Here is an 18,254-nt window from a genome sequence, read left to right on the forward strand (position 1 = left end):
CCGAACACGCGGTGAAAAACGCGCCAAGAGTCACCGAAGAGTGTCAATCGGTGCGCACTGGTGATGCCATGCCAAATCAGACCATGTCCCCTATGAGGTGGGCGAATGCCTCCTAGTGCCTGCTAGCGGACCCCCGCGTTCGGCCCTTGCGAAGATGTGCCAGAGTTGCCACGTCCGCCCTGTGAGCACGTACCGTACGGCCACACAGGTGGGACCAGGTGGGGCAGCGGGAAGGGGCAGCCGGTTTGACCACGCACGCACCGCAGGCGGCGCAGGCCGTCACGCTGCCCACGACGCTGGACGAGGCGGTGGCGGCCCTCGGCGCCATGCCCACCGCCGTGCCCGTCGCGGGCGGCACCGACCTGATGGCCGCCGTCAACTCCGGCCAGCTCAGGCCCGCCGCCCTGGTGGGCCTCGGGCGGATCAGCGAGATCCGCGGCTGGCAGTACCAGGACGGCCACGCGCTGCTCGGCGCGGGCCTCACGCACGCGCGCATGGGCCGCCCCGACTTCGCGGCCCTGATCCCGGCGCTGGCCGCCGCCGCGCGCGCCGCGGGCCCGCCGCACATCCGCAACGCCGGCACCCTCGGCGGCAACATCGCCTCGGCCGCGCCGACGGGTGACGCGCTGCCGGTCCTTGCCGCCCTGGAGGCGACGCTGATCATCGCGGGCCCGGGCGGGGCCCGCCGGGAGATCCCGGTGTCGCACCTGCTGGCCGGCATGGAGATGCTGCGCGGCGGCGAACTCATCGGCTACGTGCGCGTGCCGCTGCTGCATGCCCCGCAGGTCTTCCTGAAGGCCACCGGGCGCACCGGCCCGGGCCGCGCGCTGGCCTCCGTGGCCCTCGTCCTCGACCCCGCCCGGCGCGGGGTGCGGTGCGCCGTCGGTGCCATAGCGCCGATGCCGCTCCGGCCGCTGGAGGCCGAGGAGTGGGTCGCGCAGCTGATCGACTGGGACAACGACCGCGCGCTGGTGCCGGAGGCCCTGAACGCCTTCGGCGAGTACGTCGCCGCGGCCTGCATCCCGGACCAGGCGCCGGAGTCCGACGGCTCGGTGCCCGCGCTTCCGCCCGCCGTACTGCACCTGCGGCGCACCGTCGCCGCGCTGGCCCGACGAGCACTGGGGAGGGCGCTGTCGTGACCGACGACCAGCACGGAGAGGGCACGCCCCAGGGCGGCGGCCGCTGGGACCCGCTGCCCCAGGGCGACTACGACGACGGCGCCACCGCCTTCGTCAAGCTCCCCGAGGGCGGCATCGATGCCCTGCTGTCCGGCGACAGCCCGCTGGCCGCACCGGGTCACGGCTATGTGCCGCCGCGGATAACGGCCGCCCCCGGCGCCGGCGACCCGGCCGCCCCCGGCACCTGGTCCGCGCCCGCGGGCGGCACCGAATGGCCCGACCCGAACGCCATGCCCCAGGTGCCGGGCGCGGACGACCGGTTCACCTACGAGCCCGGCGCCACCCAGCAGTGGACCTTCGAGGAGCCCGCGGCCCCGGCCGCACCCGGCCACGACGTCACCGGACAGTGGTCCATCCCCGTCGCCGGCGGTGACCTTCCGGACGAATCGGGCGAGTTCACCACGTCCTCCCTGGTCGAGCAGTGGGGCGGCACCCCGCCGGCCACCCTGCCCGGCGGCGCGCCCGCACCCTGGGCGGCACAGGACCCCGGCCGCACCTGGGACCACCCCGAGGACCAGCAGCCCCCGGACCGGCCGGGCCCGCCGCTGCCGGACCACACCGGCGCGCACCCGGCGGGCGGTCCGGCGGCGCAGGGGTACGCGCCGCAGGAGCGGTACGCGACCGACGAGCCGTACGCGCACGACCCCGCCGGTCACCCTGCGGAGTTCGCCGAGCCCGCCGCTCCCGCCGAGTCCACGGCACCCCTCGCCGAGCCGGAAGCGGTGCCGGACGCGGACGGCCACGCCCCCGCCCGGGCCTTTGGGCGCCCCGCTGACGGCCCCGCGGGCCACGAGGAGCCCACCAGCCCGGCCGCGGCCCCGCAGGCCGCGACAGCGCCCGTCACGTCCGCCGCGCCCGACGCGGAGGCAACGGCCGTCCCGGCGACGCCGAAAGCCCCGGCCGCGGCAGCCGTCGACGAGGAGGCCGGGCCGTCGGAGCACCCCGCCGACGCGCCCGAGGCCGCCGCTCCGGCCGGCGGCAACCAGGCTCCCGGGGCACCGGGCAAGGACGACACGCCCGGGAGCACTGCCGCGGCCGACGGCGACGAAGCCGCGCACGCGCGCGAGGCGGCCCCGGCCGAGGAGCACGCCGCGCCGCTCCCGCCCGGCGACGACCACCCCCTCGCCTCCTACGTGCTGCGCGTCAACGGCACCGACCGCCCCGTCACCGGCGCCTGGATCGGCGAGTCGCTGCTGTACGTCCTGCGTGAACGACTCGGCCTCGCCGGCGCCAAGGACGGCTGCTCGCAGGGCGAGTGCGGGGCCTGCAACGTCCAGGTCGACGGCCGTCTGGTCGCCTCCTGCCTGGTCCCGGCGGTCACCGCGGCCGGCAGCGAGGTGCGCACCGTCGAGGGCCTCGCCGCCGACGGACGGCCCTCCGACGTACAGCGCGCGCTCGCCCGCTGCGGCGCCGTGCAGTGCGGCTTCTGCGTGCCGGGCATGGCGATGACCGTGCACGACCTGCTGGAGGGCAACCCCGCGCCGACCGAACTGGAGACCCGGCAGGCGCTGTGCGGCAACCTGTGCCGCTGCTCCGGCTACCGGGGAGTCCTGCAGGCCGTCCAGGAGGTCGTCGCCGAACGCGAGGCGTCGCACGCCGCCGACGACGGCACCGACGCGGAGGCGGCACGCATCCCGCACCAGGCGGGCCCCGGCTCCGGCGGCGTCCACCCGTCGGCGTTCGAGGCGCCCGGCGCCTTCGGCACACCGCAGCCCGCCCCCGGCGGCTACGGCGGCACACCGGATCCGTACGCCGCGCCCGACCCCTACGGCACGCCGGGACCGGGTGGCCAGCACGGCCCGCACGACCAGCACTACGGCCAGGACGGAGGCCAGGTGTGAGCAACGAAGCCGCCACGGCGCCCACCGCCGAGGAACCCGCGTCCGAGGCCCAGTCGTTGCCGCACGGCCTCGGCGCGTCCCTGACGCCCGCCGACGCCCGTGCCAAGACCGAGGGCACCTTCCCGTACGCCGCCGACCTGTGGGCCGAGGGCCTGCTGTGGGCGGCCGTGCTGCGCTCCCCGCACGCGCACGCGCGCATCGTGAACATCGACACCACGCACGCGCGCGAGATGCCCGGCGTACGGGCCGTCATCACGCACGAGGACGTCCCCGGCACTCCGCGCCACGGCCGCGGCACCCCCGACCGCCCGGTGTTCGCCTCCGAGGTCGTACGCCACCACGGCGAACCCATCGCCGCGGTCGCCGCCGACCACCCGGACACCGCGCGGATGGCCGCCGCCGCCGTCATCGTCGAGTACGAAGTACTCGATCCCGTCACCGACCCGGAGCAGGCCTTCGAGGCCGAACCCCTGCATCCCGACGGCAACTTGATCCGGCACATCCCGCTGCACCACGGCGACCCGGAGGCCGTCGGCGAGGTCGTGGTCGAGGGCCTGTACCGCATCGGGCGCCAGGACCCGGCCCCCATCGGCGCCGAGGCCGGTCTCGCCGTGCCCCGCCCCGACGGCGGCGTGGAGCTGTACCTGGGCTCCACCGACCCGCACGCCGACCGCAACACCGCCGCGGCCTGCTACGGGCTGTCCCCGGATCGGGTGAAGATCGTCGTCACCGGGGTGCCCGGCGCCACCGCCGACCGCGAGGACCAGAGCTTCCAGCTCCCGCTCGGCCTGCTCGCGCTCAAGACCGGCTGCCCGGTGAAACTCACGGCCACGCGCGAGGAGTCCTTCCTCGGCCACACCCACCGCCACCCCACCCTGCTGCGCTACCGCCACCACGCGGACGCCGAGGGCACGCTGGTGAAGGTGGAGGCGCAGATCCTGCTGGACGCGGGCGCGTACGCCGACACCTCCGCCGATGCGCTCGCCGCCGCCGTCTCCTTCGCGTGCGGCCCGTACGTCGTCCCGAACGCCTTCATCGAGGGCTGGGCCGTACGCACCAACAACCCGCCCTCCGGCCATGTGCGCGGCGAGGGCGCGATGCAGGTCTGTGCCGCCTACGAGGCGCAGATGGACAAGCTGGCGAAGAAGCTGGGCCTGGACCCGGCCGAGCTGCGCCTGCGCAACGCGCTCGCGACGGGAGACGTCCTGCCGATCGGCCAGACGGTGACCTGCCCGGCGCCGGTGGCCGAACTCCTGCAGGCGGTACGGGACTTCCCGCTGCCGGCGCTGCCCAAGGACACGCCCGAGGAGGACTGGCTGCTGCCCGGCGGCCCCGAGGGCGCCGGCGAACCGGGCGCGGTGCGCCGGGGCGTCGGCTACGGCCTCGGCATGGTGCACATGCTCGGCGCGGAGGGCGCCGACGAGGTGTCCACGGCGACGGTGAAGGTCCACGACGGCGTGGCGACCGTGCTGTGCGCGGCGGTGGAGACCGGCCAGGGCTTCACCACGCTCGCCCGCCAGATCGTCCAGGAGACCCTCGGCATCGAGGAAGTCCACGTGGCCCCGGTCGACACCGACCAGCCGCCGGCCGGCGCGGGCTGCCGGGGCCGGCACACCTGGGTGTCGGGCGGCGCGGTGGAGCGGGCGGCGAAGATGGTCCGCACCCAGCTCCTGCAGCCGCTGGCGCACAAGTTCGGCATGTCGACGGAGCTGCTGCAGATCACCGACGGCAAGATCACGTCGTACGACGGCGTCCTGTCGACCACCGTCACGGAGGCGATGGAGGGCAAGGAGCTGTGGGCCACCGCGCAGTGCCGCCCGCACCCCACCGAGCCGCTGAACGCCGCCGGCCAGGGCGACGCCTTCGTGGGCCTCGCGTTCTGTGCGATCCGCGCGGTGGTGGACGTCGACATCGAACTGGGCTCGGTCCGGGTGGTGGAGCTCGCGGTGGCGCAGGACGTCGGCAGGGTGCTGAACCCGGCGCAGCTGGCGGCCCGGATCGAGGCGGGCGTCACCCAGGGAGTCGGCATCGCCCTGACCGAGAACCTCCGTACGCCCCGTGGCCTGGTCCGCCACCCGGACCTGACCGGATACGCCCTGCCGACCGCCCTGGACGCGCCGGACATCCAGATCGTGAAGCTGGTGGAGGAACGCGACGTGGTGGCCCCCTTCGGCGCCAAGTCCGTCAGCGCGGTGCCGGTGGTGACCTCCCCGGCGGCGGTCGCCTCCGCCGTCCGCGCGGCCACCGGACGCCCCGTCAACCGCCTGCCGATCCGCCCGCAGGCGGCGGTGGTGACGGACTGGTGAGCCGCCGTTCCGCGTGATCGACGGGGCGGCCGCCGGCACCGGCGTGACGGCGGTGGCGCAGGACGTGGCACCGGGAGAGGACCTGCCGGCCCAGGCCGGCCTGGGCGGCACTCGCCCGGACGGGGAACTGCGCCGGCGCACCCCGCGCACCGGCCTTTGGCCGGACACGTCCCGGTGTACGCCGGAGCAGACGGTGGCGGCGATCCCCGCCCGCGCGCAACGCGCACGCGCCGCCCGACGTCCTTCCTGCCGAAGGCCGTTGTCAGTGGGGCGGCGTAGTCTGCGAAGCAGTGGGGGCGGCAGCGCTCACGAACGCACATGGGGCTTGCACGGGGAAGACCGCGGGGGATCGATGAGCACGACCGACACCGGGATTGCGGCGATCACGCTGACCGAGGCGGAGCTGGACCGCTACGTCACGCACGCGCCGACGCGCGGCCTGCTCGGCGGCGACGGACTGCCCGCGGACACCGACCTGCTGACCTTCTCCCCGCTGCGCACGTACGGCCTGCGCACGCTCGCCGACGCCGCGGACGCCCCGTTCCGGCTGGCCGAGGAGCTGCGGGGCCGCCTGGTCATAGGCGAGCTGCTCGGTCCGGCCGGCAAAGAGCGCGAGTCGATCCTGCTCGACGGCGCCACGGGCGAGATCACGACGGCCTACCTCTTCGACCCGTCCGAGCCCCGCCCCTTCGCGCCCTCCCTCACCACGCTGCTGCGCTTCGCCGCGGTCACCGAGGAACTGGCAGGCCTGCGCGGCCGTTTCGCGTCCCTCGCGGGCCAGTACGGCCCGCAGACGGCCGCCGAGGCGACGCGCCGCCTGCTCGCCCTGTTCGAGGAGGGCGCGGACGGCGAGGTCCCGTCGTACTGGAAGACGGCGGCCCTGATCCGCCCGCTCGCCCTCGTCGCCGGTCCCGGCACGGCGTCCGGCCTCACCCTGGACGTCCCCGCGCGCGTCCTGGACCAGGAGTTCGGGCACGGCCGGGTGTCCCGCTTCGAGGACGTCGACTTCCCGCCGACGCTCACGCACGAGCCGACCCGCCGCTTCCTGCGCGAGACAGGCCTGCCGGAGCAGACGGTGCTCTTCTGCGCCGACACGGACGTCCCCCTGCCGACGCTGCGCGAGTACTACACCGAGGAGCGCCCGGGTGAGTTCCCCCTGGACGAACTCCCGGCCCACGCCGACCATTTGATCCGCCTCGGCTATCTGGCCGAGGACAACAGCCTGGTGGTGGACGGCAGAACGGGCGCGGTCCTGACCTTCAGCGAGCCCGAGGCGACGCTCCACCCCCTGAACACGGACGTCTCGACCCTGGCCTTCACCCTCTGGCTGCTGCACCACGAGCGCACCATTCACCGCCACCTCCACCACGAGCTGACGACCCTGGCCTACGAGGACCTGGCCGCGGCCATGATCCACACCCTGTCGACGGTCGACCCCACGGGCACGTCACCCGGCACGCACTGGCACTACTGGACGGAGGCCTTCCAGGACGAAGCGGGCGGAGTGCTCTGAAGCAGAGGAGTTCCATGCCGGAGGGCGGCACCCCTTCAGAGATGCCGCCCTCCGGTTTGGCTGGTCGAGCCACCAGAGGCCGTGGCGGGAATCGAACCCACGTAACTCGCTTTGCAGGCGAGCCCCTAAACCACTCGGGCACACGGCCGTGTTCGTGGGAATGAACTTACGGGTGGTGGCGGACGGGCTCAAGGCAGCCGGGCGCGCCGCAACGGGACTGCCATGCCGCGTTCACAAACGGGGGGCTTACGACCAAGGTCGCAGGTCGCACCGGACTCCCGACAGGGGTCAAAGCGGGTTGTGGGCCTTACTCTGGCGGGCATGACCGCCCTGGAGCCCCGCGACGCCGCCGTCGTGACCGAATCCGCCGAGACAGATGCCGACAGAGAAGGCGTGCTCGGCCGGTCGTACCGGGCGCTCAGTGTCGGGATCGTCTCCGTCGTCCTGCTCATCGCCTTCGAGGCGACCGCCGTCGGGACGGCCATGCCGGTCGCGGCGCGGGAGCTGCACGGCGTGGCCCTGTACGCGTTCGCGTTCTCCGGCTACTTCACGACCAGCCTGTTCGGCATGGTCTTCTCCGGCCAGTGGTCCGACCGGCGCGGCCCGCTCGGCCCGCTGAGCGCCGGCATCGCGGGCTTCGCCACGGGACTCGTCATCGCCGGCACCGCCCAGGCGATGTGGGTGTTCATCCTGGGCCGCGCCGTCCAGGGCCTCGGCGGCGGCCTGGTCATCGTGGCGCTGTACGTCGTCGTCGGCCGCGCCTACCCCGAGCGGCTGCGGCCGGCGATCATGGCGGCCTTCGCGGCGGGCTGGGTGGTGCCGTCCATCGTCGGCCCGCTCGCCTCCGGCGCCGTCACCGAACACCTCGGCTGGCGCTGGGTCTTCCTCGGCATCCCCGTCCTGGTCGTCCTCCCGCTCGCCCTCGCCCTGCCGCAGATACGCCGCCGGGCGTCCGGCCCGGTCCAGGCGGACCAGGCTGCCGGGTCCTTCGACCGGCGGCGCATCCGGCTCGCCCTCGGCATCTCCCTGGGCGCCGGACTCCTCCAGTACGCCGCGCAGGATCTGCGGCCCCTCGCCGTACTGCCCGGACTCGCCGGTGCCGCGCTGCTCGTGCCCGCGGTCCTCGGGCTGCTCCCGCGCGGCACCTACCGCGCGGCCCGCGGTCTGCCCTCCGTCGTACTGCTGCGCGGACTGTCCGCCGGTTCCTTCATCGCCGCCGAGTCCTTCGTCCCGCTGATGCTGGTCACCCAGCGCGGCCTGTCGCCGATGCTCGCCGGGTTCTCGCTGGCGGCCGGCGGCCTGACCTGGGCGCTGGGCTCGTTCCTGCAGTCCCGGCCGCGCATGGCGCCGTACCGGGAGCGGCTGATGACCGTGGGGATGCTGCTCGTCGCCGCCGCCGTCGCCACCGCGCCCAGTGTCCTCGTGCACGCGGTGCCCGTGTGGACCGTCGCCGTCGCCTGGGCCTTCGGCAGCCTCGGCATGGGCCTGGTGATCTCCTCCACCAGCGTGCTCCTGCTCCGGCTGTCCGCCCCCGAGGAGGCCGGCGCCAACTCCGCCGCGCTCCAGATCTCCGACGCCCTCTCCAACGTCGTCCTGCTCGCCGCCACCGGCGCCGCCTTCGCGGCCCTGGGCGGCGGCAGCACGGCGGCCGCCACGGCCGCCACCGCCGGCGGCGGCACCCGTTCCGCCGCCTTCGCCGCCGTCTTCCTGCCGATGGCGGGAGTGGCGCTGATCGGCGCGTGGGTGACCCGGCGCCTGCGGGAGCGGTGAAGGCGACGGACCGGGCCGGTCATCGACGAGGACCGGCGGACAGCGGGCACCCGGTGGTGATCGTCGTCCCTGTGACGTGGATCCCACCCGGGGGCGACCCGGCCTCGTCCGGGCGTTGACGGGAGCGCGGCGCCGGTAGGGTGGCCCGGTTGTCATACGTAGCCGAGCCGCCCGATCCCTTGACCACGGAGACCGTGACTACCACCGCCGCTTCCGCTTCCTCGTCGCATTCCCACCACCTTTCGCCCGCCTTCCCCGGCCGGGCCCCCTGGGGTACCGCCAGCAAACTGCGTGCCTGGCAGCAGGGGGCGATGGAGAAGTACGTCCAGGAGCAGCCGCGTGACTTCCTCGCCGTCGCCACGCCCGGCGCCGGCAAGACGACCTTCGCGCTGACGCTCGCCTCCTGGCTGCTGCACCACCACGTCGTACAGCAGGTGACCGTGGTCGCGCCGACCGAGCACCTGAAGAAGCAGTGGGCCGAGGCCGCCGCACGGATAGGCATCAAGCTCGACCCCGAGTACAGCGCCGGTCCGCTCGGCAGGGAGTACGACGGGGTCGCCGTCACCTACGCCGGTGTCGGTGTGCGGCCGATGCTGCACCGCAACCGGGTGGAGCAGCGCAAGACCCTGGTGATCCTGGACGAGATCCACCACGCCGGCGACTCCAAGTCCTGGGGCGAGGCATGCCTGGAGGCCTTCGAGCCCGCCACCCGCCGCCTCGCGCTGACCGGTACGCCGTTCCGGTCCGACACCAACCCCATCCCCTTCGTGACGTACGAGGAGGGGACGGACGGCATCCGGCGCTCCTCCGCCGACTACACCTACGGCTACGGCAACGCCCTCGCCGACCATGTCGTGCGGCCCGTCATCTTCCTGTCCTACAGCGGCAACATGCGCTGGCGCACGAAGGCCGGTGACGAGATCGCCGCCCGGCTCGGCGAGCCGATGACCAAGGACGCGATCAGCCAGGCCTGGCGTACCGCGCTCGACCCGCGCGGCGAGTGGATGCCCAGCGTGCTGCGCGCCGCCGACCAGCGGCTGACCGAGGTCAGGAAGGCCATCCCGGACGCGGGCGCGCTCGTCATCGCCTCCGACCAGGACTCCGCCCGCGCCTACGCCAAGCTGATCCGCGAGATCACGGGCACCAAGGCGACGCTCGTGCTGTCCGACGACGCGGGCGCCTCGAAGAGGATCGACGAGTTCAGCGAGAGCAACGACCGCTGGATGGTCGCGGTGCGCATGGTGTCCGAGGGCGTCGACGTGCCGCGGCTCGCGGTCGGCGTGTATGCGACGACCATCTCCACCCCGCTCTTCTTCGCGCAGGCCGTCGGCCGTTTCGTACGGTCCCGGCGCCGCGGCGAGACCGCCTCCGTCTTCCTGCCGACCGTGCCCGACCTGCTGACCTTTGCCAATGAGATGGAGAAGGAGCGGGACCACGCCCTCGACAAACCGAAGAAGGAGGGCGAGGAGGACCCGTACGCCGAATCCGAGAAGGAGATGGAGGAGGCGAACAAGCAGCAGGACGAGGACACCGGCGAGCAGGAGCAGTTCTCCTTCGAGGCGCTGGAGTCCGAGGCCGTCTTCGACCGGGTCCTCTACGACGGCGCCGAGTTCGGCATGCAGGCCCACCCGGGCAGCGAGGAGGAGCAGGACTACCTCGGGATTCCGGGGCTGCTGGAGCCCGACCAGGTGCAGTTGCTGCTGCAGAAGCGGCAGGCCCGGCAGATCGCGCACAGCCGCAAGAAGCCGGATGCCGAGGCCGACCTGCTGGAGCTGCCGGCCGAGCGGCGGCCGGTCGTCTCGCACAAGGAGATGATGGAGCTGCGCAAGCGGCTCAACACGATGGTGAGCGCCTACGTCCACCAGAGCGGCAAGCCGCACGGGGTGATCCACACCGAGCTGCGGCGGGTGTGCGGGGGACCGCCCAGCGCGGAGGCCACCGCCGGACAGCTGGAGCAGCGCATCGCCAAGGTGCAGGAGTGGGCGACGCGGATGAAGTGATCCGCCCGCCCGCCACCGGTGACCGGCCCGGGGCCCCGCCGCGGAGACCGGGTGAGGAGCAGGGGGGCGTATCCGGACGAATGCCGGCAGGCCGGATCTGCCCTTGCCCGGATTCTGGACGGAGACTTCCGCTCAGCGAACCTGCTTCGCTACTGTCCCGCTACGCACACGCCCCGTGGCAGCGTCGCCGCGGAGCGCAGCCGTGAAGCGACCTGGCCCGGAGCCGCCGGAGCCGTCCTGCCGATCGGCGGCCTCTGAACGCGTCGCCGACGGGACTCGGCCACGCATCCGTCGCTCAGGGGCCCGCCGGCCTCACCACCAAAGGAGTGGGCGTCGTGACCGCGGAGACCTCTCAGACGCTCGACCGGGGACTACGTGTCCTGAAGCTGCTGGCCGACACCGATCACGGGCTGACGGTCACGGAGTTGTCCACCAAGCTGGGTGTGAACCGTACCGTCGTGTACCGGTTGCTCGCCACTTTGGAGCAACATGCCCTCGTGCGGCGTGATTTGGGCGGGCGAGCCCGGGTCGGCCTCGGGGTGCTGCGGCTCGGCCGGCAGGTGCACCCGCTGGTGCGCGAGGCCGCGCTGCCCGCGCTGCGGTCGCTCGCCGAGGACATAGGGGCGACGGCGCATCTGACGCTGGTGGACGGGTCGGAGGCGCTGGCCGTCGCCGTGGTCGAACCGACGTGGACCGACTATCACGTGGCCTACCGGGCCGGTTTCCGGCATCCGCTGGACCGGGGCGCGGCGGGCAGGGCGATCCTGGCCGCACGCCAGTCGCCGGCCGCGGATCCCGGCTACACCCTCACGCACGGCGAACTGGAGGCCGGCGCGAGCGGGGCCGCGGCACCGCTGGTCGGGGTCACGGGGGTCGAGGGCAGCGTGGGCGTGGTGATGCTCGCGGACTCCGTGCCGGAGCGGGTCGGGCCGCGGGTGGTGGAGGCGGCCCGGGAGGTCGCGGAGGCGCTGCGCTGAAGCGGAGCGTCGCAGCCTGAGCCAGGAATCCCCTCCCTTCGGAGAGGGGAGGATTCAAGTTAGATTGATCTCGTGCTCTCACGTCTCACGCGTTCCCAGGCCGTCGCCGTCTGCGCCGTTCCCGTCGTGGCCCTGATCGCCACGGCGGCGTTCGCGCCGCTGCCGTTCTCGGTGGCCCAGCCCGGGATGACGGCGAACGTGCTCGGCAAGAACCAGGGCACCGAGGTGATCACCGTCTCCGGCGCGCCCGCCCGCCGGACCAGCGGGGAGCTGCGGATGGTCACCATCGAGGCGACCGGCCCGGACGCCCGGGTCTCCCTCGGGGACGTGATCGGCAACTGGTTCCGCACCGACCGGGCCGTGATGCCGCGCGACGCCGTCTACCCGAGCGGCAACTCTGTCAAGGAGATCCAGCAGCACAACCAGGCGCAGATGCAGCAGTCCCAGGACGCGGCGACGCAGGCGGCGCTGAGGTACCTCGGGCTGAGCGCCGACAAGGTCAAGGTCACGCTGAAGCTCGCCGACGTGGGCGGGCCGAGCGCGGGCCTGCTGTTCACCCTGGGGATCATCGACAAGCTGCACGGCAACGCCAACGGCGGTGACCTCACCGGCGGCCGGAGCATCGCCGGTACGGGCACGATCGACGCCGACGGCACGGTCGGCGCGGTCGGCGGGGTGGCCCTGAAGACCCAGGCCGCCCAGCGGGACGGGGCCACCGTCTTCCTGGTGCCGAAGGCGGAGTGCAGCGACGCGAAGGCGGAGCTGCCGGCAGGTCTCAGGCTGGTCCCGGTCACCACGTTGAAGGGCGCGGTGAACGCACTGACCACGCTGGAGACCGGCAAGGGCTCGGTCCCGAGCTGTTAGGCGCCCCGCCCTCCTCTATTTCTATTTCACGAAGCCCTGCTGTTTCATCCAGTCCAGTGCCACCTGGTGCGGGTCCTGGCCGTCCACGTCCACCTTGGCGTTCAGGGTCTGCGCCACCGAGTTGTCCAGCCTCTTCGTGACGGGCTCGATGACGCTCGCGAGGGCCGGCCACTTCTCCAGGACCCTGGAGCTGACCACCGGTGCCGCGTTGTAGTCCGGGAAGAACTTCCGGTCGTCCGCCATCACCGCCAGGTTCATCGACTTGATGCGCCCGTCGGTGGTGAACACCTCGCCGTAGGTGCACTTCCCCTTGGCCACCTGTGTGTAGATGATCCCGGTGTCCATCTGTGTGACGTTGTGCGCCGGGATCCTCATCCCGTACGCCTTCTCCAGGCCGGGCAGCCCGTCGGCGCGGTTGGCGAACTCGCTCTCCACGCACAGGGTGACCGCGCCGGGGTCCTTCTGCGCGAGCGCGGCCACCTCCGAGAGGGTCCTCGTGCCGTACTTCTTGAAGTTGGCCTGGTTCATGGCCAGGGCGTAGGTGTTGTTCAGCCGCGCGGGCGGCAGCCAGGTCAGCCCGTTCTTCAGGTCGGCGTCCCGCACCGCCTCCCACTGCTTCTGCGGGTCGGGGATCGGCTCGCTGTTGCCGAGGTAGGTGATCCAGGCGGTGCCCGTGTACTCGTACTGCGCGTCCGCCGTCCCGCCCTTGACCGCCTCCCGCGCGCCGATCGAGCCCTGGATGCCGGTGCGGTCCAGCACCTCCGCGCCGGCCGCCTGGAAGGCGATCCCCATGATCGCGCCGAGGATCAGCTGCTCGGTGAACTCCTTGGAGGTGACGGTGATGTGGGCCCCCTTGAGCGGCCCGCCCGCCCCGACCGAGCCGGGTCCCACGTTGTCGGCCATGGGGGAGCCGCTGGTCAGTCCGCAGCCGGAGGCCAGCAGCAGTCCCGCCAGGGTCAGGCACGCACCGCGTCTCATGTGCCCGCCTCCAGGCCGCGCGGTCGCAGCAGCACCTCCGCCAGCGAGGCCAGCCAGTCCACCAGCAGGGCGAGCGTCACGGTCAGGACCGAGCCCAGCACCAGCACCGGCATGCGCTGGGTGGTGATGCCGGTGGTGATCAGCACGCCCAGGCCGCCGCCCCCGCCGAAGGTCGCGAGGGTCGCCGTACCGACGTTGAGGACGAGTGCCGTACGGACACCCGCGAGGATCAGCGGGACGGCGAGCGGGAGTTCGACGTGGGACAGCACGCCGAACGGGGACATGCCGATGCCCCGGGCCGCCTCCAGCAGCGTCGGGTCGTTGGCCTTCAGGCCGGCGATGGTGTTGGAGAGGACCGGCAGGATCGCGTAGACGATGATGCCGATCAGGGCGGCCCTCGTCCCGGTGCCGAGCCAGATCACCAGCAGGGCCAGCAGGCCGATCGCCGGAGTCGCCTGGCCCATGTTGGCGAAGGCCATCGCCACCGGGGTGGCCCTGCGGAAGGCCCGCCGGGTGAGCACGATGCCGAGCGGGATCGCGATGATCAGCACGAAGAAGGTGGAGATCACCGTCAGTTGCACGTGCTGCCACAGCGCCTTGGAGACCTGGCCGCCGGACAGGGCGTTCTTCGAGATCGTGTCCAGGTGCGCCTGCCGGAACCACAGCCGGGTCGCCAGCAGTACGGCGATCAGGAACGCGGGCAGGAACGTCAGCCGCTGCGGGCTCACCCGGCGGGCGGGCGGCCGCCGGGGCGGGGCGGGAGCCTCCTGTCCGGCCTCGGCCTCGTCCTCGTCACGGAAGGCGAGCCCCTCGGCCTCGTGCCCCCCGTCGGGGCGCGGCGGTCCGGCGGTGCTCACGCCTTCGTCACCCCTCCGGGACCCTCCTGCTCGAAGTGGGTCTGCTGGGCGCGCGCCTCCTCCAGCTCGTGCTGCGCCTCCATCGCCTCGAGCCGGTCGGCCTCCAGCAGCTCGTGCACGGAGTTCATCAGCGTCTCCATGTCGACCACGCCGAGGTACTCGCCGCGCCGCCCGGTCACCGCGACCCGGCCCGCGTTGTCCGTGAGGACGGCCTCCAGCGCGTCGCGCAGGGTGCCGTCCCGGGTCACGGTGTCGTGCACGAGCGTGCCCGCGCGGGCCAGCGAGCCCTTGGCCCGCATCAGGTCGCCGCGCCGCAGCCACTTGTAGGGCCGTCGGCGCCGGTCGAGCAGCAGGATCTCGCTGGCGCCGCTGGAACGCAGGTGCCCGAAGATCTGCTGGAGCGGGGTGTCCACGGTCACCGTCGGGTAGTCCCGCATCTCCACGTCCCGCACCCGGGTCAGGTTCAGCCGCTTCAGGGCCGCGCCCGCGCCGACGAAACCGGAGACGAAGTCGTCGGCCGGGTTGGTGAGGATCGCCTCCGGGGTGTCGAACTGGGCGATGTGCGAGCGTTCGCGCAGTACGGCGATCCGGTCGCCCAGCTTGATCGCCTCGTCGAAGTCGTGGGTGACGAACACGATCGTCTTGTGCAGTTCGTGCTGGAGCCGGATCAGCTCGTCCTGGAGGTGATCGCGGGTGATCGGGTCGACCGCGCCGAACGGCTCGTCCATCAGCAGCACCGGGGGATCGGCGGCCAACGCCCGTGCCACGCCGACCCGTTGCTGCTGGCCGCCGGAGAGCTGGCGCGGATAGCGGCCGTGGAACTCGCCCGGGTCGAGCCCGACGAGGTCGAGCAGCTCCTCGACCCGGGACCGGATCCGCGTCTTCGGCCAGCCGATCATCTTCGGTACGAGGGCGATGTTCTGGGCGACGGTCATGTGCGGGAAGAGACCGGCCGACTGGATGGCGTACCCGACCTTGCGGCGCAGCTTCACCGGGTCGATGTCGGTGACGTCCTCGCCGCCGATCCGGATGCGGCCGCCGGTCGGCTCGATCAGCCGGTTGATCATCTTGAGCGTCGTGGACTTCCCGCAGCCGGACGGGCCGACGAAGACGACCGTCTCGCCCGCCTTGATCTCCATGCTCACGTTGTCCACGGCGGGCTGCGCACTGCCCGGATACCGCTTGGTCAGGTTCTCCAGCTCGATGGAGGCACCGTGGCTCTCCTGGCTCCCCAGGCTCTCCTGGCTCCGGGCGGCGGATGTCTCAGGCACGGATCCCCCTCGGAATGGTCAGCCGCCCGATCAGGACATACCCGGCATCGAACAGCAGTGCGAGGATGATGATCCCGAGGGTGCCCGAGAGCACCTGGTTCAGCGCGTTCTTGCTGCCCAGGGAGGCGAGCCCGCGGAAGATCTCGTTGCCGAGCCCGGGGCCGGAGGCGTAGGCGGCGATCGCGGCGATGCCCATCAGCATCTGCGTGGAGACCCGGATCCCGGTCAGGATCGGCGGCCAGGCCAGCGGCAGCTCCACCCGCGCCAGCCGCATCGCCCGGGACATGCCGATGCCCCGGGCCGCGTCCACCAGCGTCGGGTCCACCCCGCGCAGGCCCACGATCGCGTTGCGCACGATCGGCAGCAGCCCGTACAGCGTCAGCGCGATCACCGTGGGCGGCACACCGAGCCCGACGAGCGGGATGAGCAGACCGATCAGGGCGAGGGAGGGGATGGTGAGGACGGTGGAGGTGGCGGTGGTGGCGAGGTTGCCCGCCCAGTCGGAGCGGTAGGTGACGACCGCGATCAGCACCCCGATGGCGGTCGCCAGGACCATGCACTGGAAAACGGCGCTGGCGTGCTGATAGGCGTCCGTGAGCAGCTGCTGATGGCGATTTCCCAGGTACTGCCAGAAGCCCACCGGTGCTCACCCCAGACAGGTCACGTCCCTTCGCTGTCCCGGGCGGCCTGTTCCACCAGCGGGATGATCCGCAGCGGAACGGGGTTCTCCATGACGATCGCCGTGGAGGCCCGGACGATGCCATCAAAACCGACGACGCGGTCGATCACCCGTTGAAGATCGGCGTTCGAGCGGGCCACCAGCCGGCACAGCATGTCCCCGCTGCCGGTCGTGGTCAGCAGCTCCAGCACCTCCGGCACACCCGCCAAGTGCGCCCGGACATCGGGTCCTTGGCCCTGCCGGATCTGGAGGGTGGCGAACGCGGTGACCGGGTAGCCGAGGGCCGCCGGATCCACCTGCGGGCCGAATCCGCGGATGACGCCATTCGACTGAAGCCGGTCGAGGCGCGCCTGCACCGTCCCGCGCGCCACTGCGAGCCGCCGGGACATCTCCAGCACACCGATGCGCGGCTCCTCGGCCAGCAGCACGATGATCCGCCCGTCCAGCCGGTCGAACGCCATCCGAGCCCCTTCCGAGGTGGTCATCATGTACAGAAAGTCCGCCGAAACGGCCGTATCGCTGGGCAGTCTGCCCAGTGAATACGGAAACTATTGCGCAGCTTGCAGAGCGGGGCCACCCTTCGGCTATGACGCAGACCACACACCAGACCCCCGACACCGCCCGGCAGGCCGACCCCTTCCCGGTCAAGGGAATGGACGCGGTCGTCTTCGCCGTGGGCAACGCCAAGCAGGCGGCGCACTACTACTCCACCGCCTTCGGCATGCAGCTGGTCGCCTACTCCGGACCGGAGAACGGCAGCCGCGAGACCGCCAGTTACGTGCTCGAGAACGGCTCCGCCCGCTTCGTGTTCACCTCGGTCGTCAAGCCGGCCACCGACTGGGGCCGCTTCCTCGACCGGCACGTGGCCGAGCACGGCGACGGCGTCATCGACCTGGCCATCGAGGTCCCCGACGCCCGCGCCGCCCACGCCTACGCCGTCGAGCACGGCGCCCGCTCGATCGCCGAGCCCTACGAGGTCAAGGACGAGCACGGCACCGTCGTCCTCGCCGCCATCGCCACCTACGGCGAGACCCGCCACACCCTCGTCGACCGCTCCGGCTACGACGGCCCCTACCTGCCCGGGTACGTGCCGGCCAAGCCCATGGTCACGCCGCCCGCCAAGCGCACCTTCCAGGCGGTCGACCACTGCGTCGGCAACGTCGAACTCGGGAAGATGAACGAGTGGGTGGCCTTCTACAACAAGGTCATGGGCTTCACGAACATGAAGGAGTTCGTGGGCGACGACATCGCCACCGAGTACAGCGCGCTGATGTCGAAGGTCGTCGCGGACGGCACCCTGAAGGTCAAGTTCCCGATCAACGAGCCCGCGATCGCCAAGAAGAAGTCCCAGATCGACGAGTACCTGGAGTTCTACGGCGGCGCCGGTGTCCAGCACATCGCGCTGAACACCAACGACATCGTGGAGACCGTACGCACCATGCGCGCGGCCGGCGTCGAGTTCCTCAACACCCCCGACTCCTACTACGACACCCTCGGCGAGTGGGTCGGCGACACCCGCGTGCCCGTCGACACCCTGCGCGAGCTGAAGATCCTCGCCGACCGCGACGAGGACGGCTACCTGCTGCAGATCTTCACCAAGCCGGTCCAGGACCGCCCGACCGTCTTCTTCGAGATCATCGAGCGCCATGGCTCGATGGGCTTCGGCAAGGGCAACTTCAAGGCCCTGTTCGAGGCCATCGAGCGGGAGCAGGCCAAGCGGGGCAACCTGTAGGGACTACCGGGTGCCGGTGGGCGGCGGCTCGTCGGGCCCGCCGCCCAGCCGCCCCAGCGCCGCGTGAGCCAGCCGCCCCAGCGCCGCGTGAGCCAGCCGCCCCAGCGCCGCGTGAGCCAGCCGCCCCAGCGCCGCGCGAGCCAGCGGCGCGCGCGGCTCGGCCCACGGGGACGTGCCCGGCACGGTCGGCCGGCTGCCCATGCGGCTCACTGTGCGTCAGTACGACGAGCACGCCCGAGCGGCCCAAGCGGGGCATGGACGGGGTTCACACCGATGGCCGTGAGTGCC

General features: G+C 72.5%; 15 protein-coding genes and 1 tRNA gene. 9 read left to right on the top strand and 7 right to left on the bottom strand.

Annotated elements, in window-relative coordinates; genetic code table 11:
- The first annotated feature begins 245 nt into the window (after positions 1–245).
- The 4 genes from A6P39_RS25675 (at position 246) to A6P39_RS25690 (ending at position 6,838) form a co-directional block, all read left to right on the top strand.
- Positions 246–1,139 (top strand): FAD binding domain-containing protein, encoded by an 894-nt coding sequence (locus A6P39_RS25675; RefSeq protein WP_067048151.1) that lies wholly within the window; start codon positions 246–248, stop codon positions 1,137–1,139.
- Entirely contained in the window at positions 1,136–3,019 is a 1,884-nt protein-coding gene (locus tag A6P39_RS25680) for a 2Fe-2S iron-sulfur cluster-binding protein (protein WP_067048154.1), read from the top strand. Before A6P39_RS25675 ends, A6P39_RS25680 begins: the two co-directional genes overlap by 4 nt.
- Positions 3,016–5,325 carry a xanthine dehydrogenase family protein molybdopterin-binding subunit gene (locus tag A6P39_RS25685; protein WP_067048157.1) on the top strand — a complete coding sequence of 770 codons (2,310 nt, stop codon included), beginning with the start codon at positions 3,016–3,018 and terminating at the stop codon, positions 5,323–5,325. Before A6P39_RS25680 ends, A6P39_RS25685 begins: the two co-directional genes overlap by 4 nt.
- Before the next feature lie 352 nt (positions 5,326–5,677).
- Entirely contained in the window at positions 5,678–6,838 is a 1,161-nt protein-coding gene (locus A6P39_RS25690) for an SUKH-4 family immunity protein (protein WP_067048166.1), read from the top strand.
- A 76-nt stretch (positions 6,839–6,914) separates the two neighbouring features.
- Here A6P39_RS25690 and A6P39_RS25695 read toward each other — a convergent pair.
- Positions 6,915–6,986: transfer RNA gene (locus tag A6P39_RS25695), tRNA-Cys, on the bottom strand.
- Positions 6,987–7,159: 173 nt separating this feature from the next.
- On the opposite strand from A6P39_RS25695, the gene A6P39_RS25700 reads away from it, so the two are divergent.
- From A6P39_RS25700 to A6P39_RS25715, 4 genes are all read left to right on the top strand, one after another.
- Positions 7,160–8,608 carry an MFS transporter gene (locus A6P39_RS25700; RefSeq protein WP_067048169.1) on the top strand — a complete coding sequence of 483 codons (1,449 nt, stop codon included), beginning with the start codon at positions 7,160–7,162 and terminating at the stop codon, positions 8,606–8,608.
- A gap of 194 nt (positions 8,609–8,802) precedes the next feature.
- Positions 8,803–10,608 carry a DEAD/DEAH box helicase gene (locus A6P39_RS25705; RefSeq protein WP_067048470.1) on the top strand — a complete coding sequence of 602 codons (1,806 nt, stop codon included), beginning with the start codon at positions 8,803–8,805 and terminating at the stop codon, positions 10,606–10,608.
- A gap of 335 nt (positions 10,609–10,943) precedes the next feature.
- A complete protein-coding gene (locus tag A6P39_RS25710; protein ID WP_067048171.1) occupies positions 10,944–11,585 on the top strand; it encodes an IclR family transcriptional regulator in 642 nt (213 codons plus the stop codon).
- A 72-nt stretch (positions 11,586–11,657) separates the two neighbouring features.
- Entirely contained in the window at positions 11,658–12,449 is a 792-nt protein-coding gene (locus A6P39_RS25715; protein WP_067048173.1) for a S16 family serine protease, read from the top strand.
- A 21-nt stretch (positions 12,450–12,470) separates the two neighbouring features.
- Here A6P39_RS25715 and A6P39_RS25720 read toward each other — a convergent pair whose 3' ends face one another.
- The 5 genes from A6P39_RS25720 to A6P39_RS25740 are packed head-to-tail and all read right to left on the bottom strand — an operon-like array spanning position 12,471 to position 16,695.
- On the bottom strand, positions 12,471–13,427 hold the full coding sequence (locus tag A6P39_RS25720) for a glycine betaine ABC transporter substrate-binding protein (RefSeq protein WP_067048174.1): 957 nt from the start codon (positions 13,425–13,427) through the stop codon (positions 12,471–12,473).
- Positions 13,424–14,284, bottom strand: coding sequence for an ABC transporter permease (locus A6P39_RS25725; RefSeq protein WP_067048176.1), 861 nt, complete (start codon positions 14,282–14,284; stop codon positions 13,424–13,426). Before A6P39_RS25725 ends, A6P39_RS25720 begins: the two co-directional genes overlap by 4 nt.
- Positions 14,281–15,555 (bottom strand): betaine/proline/choline family ABC transporter ATP-binding protein, encoded by a 1,275-nt coding sequence (locus A6P39_RS25730; protein WP_067048178.1) that lies wholly within the window; start codon positions 15,553–15,555, stop codon positions 14,281–14,283. Before A6P39_RS25730 ends, A6P39_RS25725 begins: the two co-directional genes overlap by 4 nt.
- The gene (locus A6P39_RS25735) at positions 15,548–16,195 is read right to left on the bottom strand and encodes an ABC transporter permease (protein WP_067048181.1); all 648 of its coding nucleotides are present in this window, start codon (positions 16,193–16,195) and stop codon (positions 15,548–15,550) included. Before A6P39_RS25735 ends, A6P39_RS25730 begins: the two co-directional genes overlap by 8 nt.
- A 20-nt stretch (positions 16,196–16,215) precedes the next feature.
- A complete protein-coding gene (locus A6P39_RS25740) occupies positions 16,216–16,695 on the bottom strand; it encodes an Lrp/AsnC family transcriptional regulator (protein ID WP_067048184.1) in 480 nt (159 codons plus the stop codon).
- 125 nt (positions 16,696–16,820) lie between these two features.
- On the opposite strand from A6P39_RS25740, the gene hppD reads away from it, so the two are divergent.
- Positions 16,821–17,966 carry a 4-hydroxyphenylpyruvate dioxygenase gene (hppD, locus tag A6P39_RS25745; RefSeq protein ID WP_067048186.1) on the top strand — a complete coding sequence of 382 codons (1,146 nt, stop codon included), beginning with the start codon at positions 16,821–16,823 and terminating at the stop codon, positions 17,964–17,966.
- Positions 17,967–17,969: 3 nt separating this feature from the next.
- Here the strand turns inward: hppD and A6P39_RS25750 are convergent, their stop codons facing one another.
- On the bottom strand, positions 17,970–18,167 hold the full coding sequence (locus A6P39_RS25750; protein ID WP_067048189.1) for a hypothetical protein: 198 nt from the start codon (positions 18,165–18,167) through the stop codon (positions 17,970–17,972).
- Positions 18,168–18,254: the final 87 nt, after the last annotated feature.

It is taken from the genome of Streptomyces sp. FXJ1.172 (assembly GCF_001636945.3).
Taxonomy (GTDB): domain Bacteria; phylum Actinomycetota; class Actinomycetes; order Streptomycetales; family Streptomycetaceae; genus Streptomyces.